Source organism: Vibrio sp. 1CM23M (assembly GCF_023161755.1).
Classification (GTDB): domain Bacteria; phylum Pseudomonadota; class Gammaproteobacteria; order Enterobacterales; family Vibrionaceae; genus Vibrio; species Vibrio coralliirubri.
In genome coordinates this window covers 389,877-401,399 of record NZ_JALNTR010000003.1, presented here as the reverse complement: position 1 = coordinate 401,399, position 11,523 = coordinate 389,877, and the positions used below count along the sequence as shown (strand labels likewise).

Annotated in this window: 7 protein-coding genes; 4 read left to right on the top strand and 3 right to left on the bottom strand. The window is 45.2% G+C overall.

From position 1 onward, the window contains the following. Nucleotides 1-7: 7 nt before the first annotated feature. The 3 genes from MSG35_RS12765 to MSG35_RS12755 all read right to left on the bottom strand — a co-directional run bounded on the left by MSG35_RS12765 (nt 8) and on the right by MSG35_RS12755 (nt 5,250). Complete coding sequence (locus tag MSG35_RS12765) at nt 8-991, bottom strand: MoxR family ATPase (RefSeq protein WP_050643891.1); 984 nt, start codon at nt 989-991, stop codon at nt 8-10. Nucleotides 992-1,086: 95 nt separating this feature from the next. After that, nucleotides 1,087-3,510, bottom strand: coding sequence for a tetratricopeptide repeat protein (locus tag MSG35_RS12760; RefSeq protein WP_248384112.1), 2,424 nt, complete (start codon nt 3,508-3,510; stop codon nt 1,087-1,089). 192 nt (nt 3,511-3,702) lie between these two features. Then, nucleotides 3,703-5,250 (bottom strand): arylsulfatase, encoded by a 1,548-nt coding sequence (locus MSG35_RS12755; RefSeq protein WP_248384111.1) that lies wholly within the window; start codon nt 5,248-5,250, stop codon nt 3,703-3,705. A gap of 346 nt (nt 5,251-5,596) precedes the next feature. On the opposite strand from MSG35_RS12755, the gene MSG35_RS12750 reads away from it, so the two are divergent. From MSG35_RS12750 to MSG35_RS12735, 4 genes are all read left to right on the top strand, one after another. Then, a complete protein-coding gene (locus MSG35_RS12750) occupies nt 5,597-7,159 on the top strand; it encodes an arylsulfatase (RefSeq protein WP_248384110.1) in 1,563 nt (520 codons plus the stop codon). Nucleotides 7,160-7,562: 403 nt separating this feature from the next. Beyond that, a complete protein-coding gene (locus MSG35_RS12745; protein ID WP_248384109.1) occupies nt 7,563-8,657 on the top strand; it encodes a cytochrome c peroxidase in 1,095 nt (364 codons plus the stop codon). Next, nucleotides 8,650-11,037, top strand: coding sequence for an ATP-binding protein (locus tag MSG35_RS12740; protein WP_248384108.1), 2,388 nt, complete (start codon nt 8,650-8,652; stop codon nt 11,035-11,037). The genes MSG35_RS12745 and MSG35_RS12740 overlap by 8 nt, the downstream gene beginning before the upstream one ends. Before the next feature lie 13 nt (nt 11,038-11,050). Further along, nucleotides 11,051-11,479 carry a hypothetical protein gene (locus MSG35_RS12735; protein ID WP_248366887.1) on the top strand — a complete coding sequence of 143 codons (429 nt, stop codon included), beginning with the start codon at nt 11,051-11,053 and terminating at the stop codon, nt 11,477-11,479. Nucleotides 11,480-11,523 lie beyond the last annotated feature (44 nt).

Below are 11,523 nucleotides of genomic sequence, written 5' to 3'. Positions count from 1 at the left end.
CCCCTAGTTATCCAATCTCAACATTATCGAGCAGTTCTTCAACCACTCTTTGATGGTCAACACCATCGGCCAATGCGTCGTAAGACAGCGAGAATCGGTGACCTAACACGGTTGGCAACATGGCACGCACATCGTCTAACGTGACGTGGTCACGTCCTTGTAGCCATGCATAAGCGCGAGCACATTTATCCAACGCGATGGAAGCACGCGGGCTTGAACCAATCTCAATCCATTTAGACAAGTTTGATTCTGGGTAACGCTCTGGCTTACGAGTCGCCATCACCAAGGCCACAATGTAGTTCTCAACTAAATCGGAAACGGCAATGTCTGGAAGTTGGCGGCGAGCCTCAAGCACCAACTCAGGTTCAATATGCTCCGGAGTGACTAATTCTGAACTGGTCTCGCTACCGAGTTCCTCACTGCGGACTAGTCGAATGATGTCACGTTCCGCTTCATCTTCTGGATAGTCGACCGTCACTTTCATAATGAAACGGTCCATTTGTGCTTCAGGCAGTGGATACGTTCCTTCTTGCTCAACTGGGTTTTGCGTAGCGAGGACCATGAACAGATCTGGCAGAATATGAGTTTGACCACCCACCGTAATCGTCCCTTCCGCCATCGCTTCAAGCAGAGCCGCTTGTACCTTTGCGGGCGCACGGTTCACTTCATCGGCTAATACAATGCTATTGAAAATAGGACCCGGTTGGAAATGCAGTTGAGGCTTTCCATCAAGCTCCTGATACACCTCCGTGCCCGTCACATCAGATGGCAGCAGGTCTGGCGTAAATTGAATTCGACCAAAACTGGTGTTCAGTAGATTCGCCAGCGATTTTACTGAGCGAGTTTTCGCTGTACCGGGAAGTCCCTCTAAAAGCACATGGCCATTAGTCAATAACCCTATCACCAGAGCCCGAACGACGTGGCTCTGACCGATAACACTTTTCTCTGTTTGTTCAATCAGTTGGTTTATTGCTTGTTGCGCATGGTTCATAGGTCTTCCCTTAATTCAATCTGGCTGCGTACATCCTACTCACAAGCCCCATAACTATTAGTTATAAACTCGATAGCCAAGCTCACCTTATCGCTTTATTTAAACCTAGCTTTCAATTGGTTAATGGCTTCCGGCGGTGCCACTTTGCTCAATGATAAAATACATTGCTCAAACGCCTTTGGTACGCCCGGTATATGACTGTTTCGCGCCAACACTTCACACTGGGCATACAGGTGCTGTGGGTTGCGGCTAAATTGGTAAGCCTTATGCAGTGATTGACTTGCCGCAAGCACATCCAATTTTTCCAAAGCCAATCCGTACACATACCAATATTGAGGGTCGGTTTGTGCAGTTTCAGCGGCTTGTTTAAGGTAGTCCGTTGCTTGTTCGTAATCTTTCACACGAAGCAGAGACAATCCTGTGCTGTATGGCAAAACACTCGATTTAGGCTGAGCTTCAATACCTTGCTTCAAGGTCGACAACGCTTTTGCTTCGTTACCTTGCGCTCGATACAAATCCGCCAAGTTGGCGTAGCTGTTTTCGAAGTAAGGCTCAATATCGATAGCACCTAAATAGAATTCAATTGCTTTATCGTGCTGACCTAAATCTCGGTAAACGTTGCCTAGGTTAGTGCGTCCAAACCCTCTGTCGGCATTAAATTGCTGTATCTCAATGTACTCTTGCAGTGCAGGTTTGATTTGGTCTTTCTGCAGAGGATTCATTTCTCCCCAGTAACGTACCAATGCACCTGCGGTTTCTGAACGGATCGACAATACAGGATCTTTCAGCAGCGGTTCTAGAATCTGCCAACGGTCGGTAAATGGGAAACCAGACGAGCCTTGCACCACACCCAAACGGATCATTTCATCATCGTGTTTCACCGCTCTTGCCAGCGAGATCAGCGTATTCTTGCCCGTATTACCGCCCAAACGTTCTAAGCTCGATGCTCGAATGATATTGCTTAAGCTGGAATCCTGAGCCGAATACGCCAACGCATCCTCTGCCCCTCGGTGCCCTATTGAGTCAGCATAAAAGGCAACGGCAAAATGCTGCTGGTTACGATACTTAGAATCTGGGAACCACTCACCGATTTGCTTATCTGCCCACTGGTCAGTTTGATCTTCATGACAGCTAGTACACACGTTCGGCGTTTTAATGTGTTGGCTAATATCAGGACGTGGGATATGCCAACTGTGATCACGTCTTGGGTCGACCTCCATGTAAGTCGTCTCTGGCATGTGACAAGTCGTACATTGTGAAGCCTCTGTATTCGCTTCGTGGAATGTGTGCTTCTCAGGCGTGTATTCTGATGCAATATGACATTGGCTACACACGGCTTCTTCCGCAATTTTTAGTTCAGCGGTATGGGGATCGTGGCAGTTAGTACACGTGACGCCTTTTTCAGCCATCACGGATTGAAGGAAAGATCCGTAGACATAATCTTCATCGTAGATTTGACCATCGTTATGGTAAAGCTCAGGAGTAATTAAGCTCAGGCGATACTTATCAAAGAATGACCCGTTCACGTGGTCGCCTGTTTCATTCAACTGAGTACGTCGGCTGTGGCATTGAGCACAGGTTTGAACTTGATTGGTATGGATGATGTCTTTTGGTTGCAGGGTTGAATTACCCTCTTGATAGATCCACTCTTTCACCGATTTCGACAAGTCACGGTCAAATCCGTAATGCGCCGAGACTGGAGCATCCTTTCCACCATTGGCTTTGGCTTTCTGGTGATTTGCTAACAAGGCCTGTTCAACGTGCTCGCTTGCAGGGCCATGACACGCTTCACAACCGACATTAATCTCCGACCATGTGGTGTTGTAGGTATTACTCGCGCTGTCGTAGTTTTTCTCTAGATTCGTAGAGTGGCAATCGGCACACATGAAGTTCCAGTTTTGACCGCTGTTGGTCCAGTAGAATTCATCAGTGTTGGTGGTGTCAGGATAGAGGTGATACCAGCGTTGGCCGCCTTCGCCTTCAGTTCGAGAGTCCCAAGCGAAAGGAATCAACTGTACACGGCCGTCTTCAAATTCAACCATGTATTGTTGTAGTGGTTCAAAGGCAAAGGTATAGCTGATTTTGTAATCTTTGAATCGGCCGTCTGGCCCTTCGATATTGACCCAGAACTCTTCGCCCTTGCGAAAAAATCGGTTGGGTTTACCGTCATGTGTGACTGTTTGATCGTTGAAGTCGCCTAATACCGATTCATCTGTAGCATGCTTCATCGCCATATCATGATGAGAGCCCTCCCACGCTTCGACTTCTGCACTATGACAATCAACACACGCTTTCGAACCGACATACGTGGCTTTAGAACCGATAGGTAAAGCGTCAGAGCTAACGTGTGAAGCTACAGAGTTGGCCTTTGAAATATCAAAGTTGATATTAGGATCTTGCTCGTTGGCATAGGCGTTCAAACTGAACAGCGACAACATCAGTGAAGACAAGATTGCGGATAATACTGCGACTCGCTGGTGTTTCAATCCGTTTACCAGTGAGCACAACCATGCAGACATAACATTCCTTGTTTTTATACATCCTTATGCTTAATAAGGTAGACGTAAAAACAACGAATTTACAATTATTTAGTGGCAATGAGCTCCATAGTTGTGACTCGTATTCACGACCGGGATTTACTCATCGATATGCGCATAAAAAAAGAGCTCCTAAGAGCTCTTCAATCTGTTCAGTCTCACTCAAACAATCACTTACTTGTTATGAGATTCCTGAAGTTTTTCCATTACCTGATCCAAGCTAAAGCTCGCGGCTTTTTGGCGTGGCGGGTATTCAGCAAAGGTTTCTAGGAACTTGCCTACATACGCTTGTGCTGGAACGAACATATAAGCATGGTCTAACAACCAGTCGTAGTATGTGTTCGATGTAATGTCTGCGTTTTCGTATGGATCCATACGCAGGTTAAACAGCTTAGGAAGACGTAACGTCACGAACGGTTCAGCCCAAATTTGCATGGTACCCGTTGCACGCTGCTCCATGAACACCGCTTTCCACTGGTTGTAACGAAGCGCCGCTAAATCACCATCATCGGTAAAGTAGAAGATCTCCGAACGACGGCCTTTCTCTTCTTCACCGGTTAAGTAAGGAAGGAAGTTATAACCATCTAAGTGAACCTTAAATGTTTTATCACCGGCAGTATGACCTTTGAGTAGTTTCTCTTTGATTTGGTCATCACCAGCAGCGGCAACGAAGGTCGGCATCCAGTCCATATGGTGCATGATTTCGTTGGATACGGTTCCTGGTTCAATCTTACCAGGCCAACGAACCATCGCTGGTACACGGTATGCGCCTTCCCAGTTGGTGTTTTTCTCACCACGGAACGGGGTTGTACCCGCATCAGGCCAAGAGTTCATGTGAGGGCCGTTATCCGTTGAGTAGAAAACGATGGTGTTGTCTTTGATTCCTAACTCGTCTACTTGCTTCAATAGTTGCCCAACGTGTCGATCGTGTTCAACCATACCATCAGCGTAGTTACCAACGCCGGTTACGCCTTTACTGTCAGCTTTCACGTGCGTTCTAAAGTGCATACGTGTTGCGTTCCACCAAACGAAGAATGGTTTGTCCGCTTTCACTGCGCGATCCATGAAATCAAGTGCCGCGTCTAGTGTTTCTTCATCAACCGTTTCCATACGCTTACGCGTTAGTGGGCCAGTATCTTCAATCTTGCCATCAGCAAATGACTTGATAACGCCACGAGGGCCAAATTTCTTACGAAATTCTGGGTCGGTTGGGTAATCTTCATTTTCTGGTTCTTCTTCAGCATTTAGGTGGTAAAGGTTGCCAAAAAATTCGTCAAACCCGTGTGCTGTTGGAAGGAATTCATCTTTATCGCCAAGGTGGTTTTTACCAAATTGACCTGTCATGTAACCCATAGGTTTCAGCATTTCTGCGATTGTCGCGTCTTGTGCTTGTAAGCCAATGTCTGCACCCGGCAAGCCTACTTTACTCAAACCCGTTCGTAATACACTTTGTCCCGTAATGAAAGTAGAGCGACCCGCAGTACAAGATTGCTCTGCGTAGTAATCGGTAAACATCATCCCTTCTTTGGCGATGCTATCAATATTTGGGGTTTTGTAACCCATGAGACCGAAAGTGTATGCACTCACATTGGATTGACCAATATCGTCCCCCCAAATGACCAATATATTTGGCTTTTCTGCCGCAAAAGTGGCGCTGGACGCGGCCATCATTGCTGTACCCAAAATCGCTAATCGACGTTTAGCGCCATATTTCGCTGTCATAGAAACCTCTTCGTAAGTTATTTGCATCCTGCCCTACAACGTATAGTCCATTTTTTGCACATGCGCGAGATTCCCTAAGCTATTAATCTTTTTGTCATTTTTATTGAGATACGGATACAGAAATCATCGATAGGGTTTACGCCAACAAACATGATAAGGATCACACATACAAACTAAGGCTTTATTCTAGGTACCCACTGGAGCTGATATTAATCAATAGGTTACCTAAGCATCATAACGATTGGTTATAAGCACTATAAAAGGACGGAACGGAATTTTGGGAATAACATTTGCTCATCGATGTGTTGTTCTAACGCATTAATCTTAAAAGTGAATCGGAGTCCTTATGGGTACTAAAATTAATAAACTAGCATTAGGTGTTGGCTTATTAGCAGCTTCTTCAGCGGCAACAGCAGCAGAAAAACCAAACATTCTTGCTATCTGGGGTGATGACATTGGTGTATTCAACATCAGTGCATACAACAACGGTATGATGGGTTACGAAACACCTAACATCGACCGTATTGCTAATGAAGGCGCACTATTTACTGACCACTACGGTCAACAATCGTGTACTGCTGGTCGTGCTGCATTCCTAACCGGTCAAGAACCTTTCCGTACAGGTCTACTGACTATCGGTATGCCGGGCTCTGACCACGGTATCCCAGATTGGGCTCCAACAATCGCTGACCTTCTTAAAGAACAAGGCTACATGACAGCTCAGTTCGGTAAGAACCACATGGGTGACCAAGATAAACACCTTCCAACGAACCACGGTTTTGACCAGTTCTTCGGTAACCTTTACCACCTGAACGCGGAAGAAGAGCCAGAGACATACTACTACCCTAAAGATCCTGAGTTCCGTAAGAACTTTGGCCCTCGTGGTGTAATCAAGTCGACTTCTGACGGTAAGATTGAAGATACAGGACCAATGACGCGTAAGCGTATGGAGCACGCGGATGAGGAGTTCCTAGAAGAATCTCTAGCGTTCATGGAAAAAGCAGTGAAAGCTGATAAACCATTCTTCATCTGGCACAACACGACTCGTATGCACGTGTGGACTCGTCTACAAGAGAAATACCAAGGTAAATCTGGTATCAGTATCTACGCAGACGGCATGCTAGAGCACGATGACCAAGTGGGTATCCTTCTAGACAAGCTTGATGAGCTTAAGATCGCAGACAACACAATCGTTATCTACTCGACCGATAACGGTGCAGAAACCGTATCTTGGCCTGATGGTGGTGCTACTTACTTCCACGGTGAGAAAGGTACAACTTACGAAGGCGGTATGCGTGTTCCTCAGCTAGTTCGCTGGCCTGGTACTATCAAACCGGGAACGAAGATCAACGACATCATGGGCCACCAAGACTGGATCCCTACTCTACTAGCAGCCGCTGGTGATGATAAAGTGGTTGAGAAGCTAGCATCTGACAAAGGTGCAACTTACAACGGTAAAAACTGGCGTGTACACCTAGATGGTTACAACTTCCTGCCTTACTTCCAAGGTAAAGAAGAGAAAGGCCCTCGTGACAGCATGCTTTACTTCTCTGCAAACGCTGAGTTAAACGCAGTACGTTGGAATGACTTCAAGATTTCATTCGCTGTGATGGACGGTAACATCACAGATGCCGTTCGCTTCCAAACAAACTGGCCTCAAGTAGTACACCTACGTGCTGACCCATTCGAAAAAGCACCACACGAATCTGGCATGTACCTACGTTGGATGGCAGACAACATGTGGCTATTCGTACCAGTAGGCGGCAAAGTACAAGAGTTCATGAACACGCTACCTGACTACCCAATGCAGCAAAGCCAAGTGCTGAACCCTGGTAACTTCAACCAAAATGCTTACATGCTTCAAGGTAAACTTAAGCAACTAGAAGCGGCAGCAGCGCAAGCTAAATAAGCCCCTCTAGACCATGTAATTCAAGTAGTTTAGAAAGTACATGATGTAATACCAAAGCCGTGGTCACTCTATGCAGTTACCACGGCTTTTCTACGTCTGGCACTTGTTTTCTGTATCTGTATCTTAAAATTCAAATTCTATACAACAAGGTCTTTTCGAATTCACCGTTAAGTCACTAACTTGCCCTACGTAACACGTTGTTTCTAACGATCCCTGCTCCTTGTCATTCAACGATTCAATGACTTCATCTTGCTCCTCTCCTCTTGTTACACCATCTTCTTGCAACATCACCACTATGAAACTAAGTTTATAAATATACACCTCTCATCCACAGGGTGAATAAGGTTTAAATCAGAAGGATTCTGACTTGCCCAAATTATCTAAACTAGATGGAACTGATGCTATGAAAACGCCATATTTAGCAGGAATAAGCATAACTGTCATTGTCGTTTCAGTCGCTATGCTAGTTTATGACGCGGCCTCTTCAAAAATGCACACCTCGTTCGAACACCAAGAAAATCACGTCCATGAAAGCGATCATGATGACTCTCATTCTTCAGGGCGCTCCGCCCATTCAGAAGAAAAGCACGCACATAAAACCGTCGCTTCAAGCCAGCCCATATCTCCGATTCCAAACTCTCCCGAGATAAATCATGAGATTGCCAAAATTGGTTGGGCGCTATTTAAAGACCCGAATCTCTCTTCTAATCGCAGTGTAAGCTGTGAAAGTTGTCATAGCCTGCAAACCAACGGTGCAGAGGTGATTCCTGTTTCGATTGGCGTAAACGGCGCAGGAATGAGAAATTCACTCACCGTTTTTAACGCAGTCTTTAACTATCGGTTCTTCTGGGATGGTCGAGTAAACAACCTCGGCGATCAAATTGATGGCCCAGTGCACAACGTCGATGAAATGGATTCAAACTGGCAACATATTACGGATTATGTGTCTCAATCGGAAACTTACATCGACTTATTCCAAGAACAATCAACGCCCATTGACGAAGCTTCAATTAAGGCTGTTCTTATTGAATTTATGCAGGGTTTGACCACACCAAATGCCCCTTTCGACCTGTATTTAAAAGGTGACAACGCAGCACTTTCTGAAACCGCCAAACGAGGTTGGGAAACCTTTCAAGAAGAAGGCTGTATTCGTTGCCACCAAGGTACCAACATTGGTGGAGGCATGGTGATGCGATTTGGTTACTTCGGGTTATCGAAAACAGGAGCCGAGCGAAGTGAAGACCAAGGTCGCTTTATGTTTACCGCTCAACCACAAGATAAGCATCTATTTCGTGTTGCTAGCTTAAGAAACGTGGCGATCACTGCACCCTATTTTCATGACGGCCAAACAGCCACACTCGAAGAGGCGATCAAAATCATGGGTGAAAGCCAACTCGGTAAAACGTTTGAAAAACAGACCATCAACGATATCAAGGTCTTCCTCGAATCCCTTACCGGTAACCGTCCTCAAATGTTAATGGAGTTTGAAAATGAATAAGATCAGACTCATATTTCTACTGTTTGTATCGCTTTTCATCGGCTTAATTAGCTTCATTATGCTGACCCACTCCGAGCATGAAAAGGTCACCGAATATGGAGTGCCTATTCGGGAGTTAGGCCACGAAGTATTAGAAATGCGTGATCACATCACCAATGCAGCGCTTGCGGGTATTTCCAACCCTTATCAAATGTCTGCAGATTTGGTGGCTTTAGAAAGAGAGTTACAACTGCTCAGAGAAAGTTATCAAAGCGAGAATATCCACTCTACGTTCTTTAAACACTTACCAACAGCGCAATTATTGGAGCGCTTCTACGATGCTTCAATGTCGAACTTAGATACGCTAGACAACCTAGTAGGACTTAGTGTGGCTCGTCAGTTTATTTTGCAATCTTTAACTCTACAACTCACAGAGAGCAGCTCAACTGATGCTGAGATAAACAATGCAAATATCGACATTCAAAGCGCGCTTCTTGCGAGTGTGTTGGTTGGGGGAATCGAAATTAACCATTCTGGTGTCAACTCCGAGCTGGCGAACCTTTATAAAACGTTTACCGAACTCAACCAGCAACAAAGTCAGCTGTTATCTCAAGTACTTTCAGCACACAGCATGGAGTACATTGAACATATTGAGCATGAGTTTACCGATCTGCAAGACCAACTTAAAAGTATCATCGTTAAGCTTATTATCGTTTTGGCGTTGCTGACTTTAGTGTTCTCATTCACCATGTTTTTCTTCCGAGTCTTCGAACTCAAAAGAAACAACCTCTCCTATCAAGAAGCCGCAGACAAAGCAGAAAAAGCCAGCGAAGCAAAATCTCTCTTTCTAGCGACCATGAGCCACGAGTTACGAACCCCAATGAATGGTGTGTTAGGTATCGCTCAAATCATAAAGGAAGACTCGCAAAGTTTAGATACTCGCAAACAGGCCCAAATCATCATTGATTCAGGACAACACCTTGTCACCATATTAAATGACATTCTTGACTTTTCTAAGGTGGAACAAGGCAAGATGGAGTTGGAATATAGCCCGTTCTCTGTCACCGACGTCGTGACACACCTTGATAAAACATTGACACCTCTTGCAGAAGACAAAGGCCTAGCTTTTATCATTAAAGATAACATTCCTACCAATATTCAGTTGATTGGTGACTCTGCACGTACCCGTCAGATCTTATTTAATTTAGCAGGCAACGCAGTCAAGTTTACTGAGTCAGGAAAGGTTGAAGTGGAATTCTTGATTGCACCGACAACCCCAACAAGCGTGAATATATTAGTGACTGACACAGGTATTGGCATTGCAGAAGACAAAATCGACCATATATTTACCGCCTTTGAACAAGCCGAGCTCTCAACAACCCGTAAGTTTGGTGGCACAGGGTTAGGGCTTTCCATTGTTCAGCAGTTAGTCGAACTGATGGGCGGAACAATTAAGGTTTCCAGCCAGCTTGGTTTGGGCACTCAATTTAAGATCTCTTTGCCGTTGGAAATGCATGAGCTTGAAGAACAAGTCATCGACCAAACGCCAACCAAAACCAATGAGACTCTCGATGACTTCTCAGTATTGTTAGTCGAAGACAACAAGATCAACGCAATGGTGATTAGGAAGTTCTGTGAGTCGATAAACTTAACGGTTGAGAATGCCTACGACGGTTTACAGGCCTTAGATAAGTTGGCGTCAAACCAATATGACCTGATCATAATGGACAACCATATGCCCAACATGAGCGGTATTGAAGCGATTCAAAAAATCCGTGGCGAACTCAAGCTGACTACGGTTGTTTTTGCATGTACCGCCGATGTATTCAAAGAGGCCCACGATGAATTCATCGAATCAGGCGCAGACTTTGTACTCACCAAACCGTTACAGAAAAACAGCTTACAAAACGCCATCAACGAGTTTCACCAACAGTTTGAGGTCAACCGCCATCACTCCGTTAACGCACACAATCTTCCAAACAAGGAAAAAAGTAACATCACGATGTTAACGCGTCACCCTAAGAACAAATTGCCACTCACAGAGGAAGAACTGTCGCGTAGCCAATTTTTAGCTAATGATGAGCTTAAAACAGACGAGAAGCTCAAATGCTTAACTTCTCTCGTTGATGAGCTAGAAAACGAAATCGATGAGTTGATAGAGCTATTTTCGGACGCTAAACAGGATGACCTATCCAGAACATTGAAGGCGGTTAAAGAGATTGCAGCAAGGTATGAAATGAACGAAGTGCTTGAACTCGCGAGCTCAGCCGAACAGATAGCCGATCAACACATCATGCCCGAAGCAGAATTACTTCAACAACTGATCAATCGATTGATGGTCAATAGTCATCAAGCCACTCGATTGATACACAAACTCCACCAGCAACGCAAAATGGGGTAAAGGAAGGTATCACATGATATGGAATTTGAACTTACCTAACACCGGCCCACACTTGTTCTTGGCTCTTGGTGCAACCATCATTTTTGTGGTCGACTATCATGTACCTTTGGGCATTGCTATGGCCGTTCCCTACGTTACGATAGTATTGCTTGCGGCAACAACGAAAGATCCAACCTCCACAGTGATGTGGGCTATCACCTGCACCTTGCTTACGCTCATTGGCTACTACCTATCTAGTACGGGCAGTGAAACCTGGTTCGTCGCCTTCAATCGCGTAATTACCATCTATGCTATTTGGATTTCGGCAATCGTTCCTATTTATGTCTCTTTAAAACCGCCTCAAGCGCCAACGAACGTCGATGAAGATGCTTTAACAGAAAATAAGGCAAGTCCACGCTCTCACCTGACTAGAAACCGCACAATAAACACGTTCAAAAACTAGGCTTAGGTTAAGTTTCGGTGAATTTTACCAAATCGAGACAAGGC

Coding starts and splice junctions, on each gene's coding strand:
- MSG35_RS12765 (WP_050643891.1), bottom strand. CDS start 991: ATGAACCATGCGCAACAAGCAATAAACCAACTGATTGAACAAACAGAG.
- MSG35_RS12760 (WP_248384112.1), bottom strand. CDS start 3,510: ATGTCTGCATGGTTGTGCTCACTGGTAAACGGATTGAAACACCAGCGA.
- MSG35_RS12755 (WP_248384111.1), bottom strand. CDS start 5,250: ATGACAGCGAAATATGGCGCTAAACGTCGATTAGCGATTTTGGGTACA.
- MSG35_RS12750 (WP_248384110.1), top strand. CDS start 5,597: ATGGGTACTAAAATTAATAAACTAGCATTAGGTGTTGGCTTATTAGCA.
- MSG35_RS12745 (WP_248384109.1), top strand. CDS start 7,563: ATGAAAACGCCATATTTAGCAGGAATAAGCATAACTGTCATTGTCGTT.
- MSG35_RS12740 (WP_248384108.1), top strand. CDS start 8,650: ATGAATAAGATCAGACTCATATTTCTACTGTTTGTATCGCTTTTCATC.
- MSG35_RS12735 (WP_248366887.1), top strand. CDS start 11,051: ATGATATGGAATTTGAACTTACCTAACACCGGCCCACACTTGTTCTTG.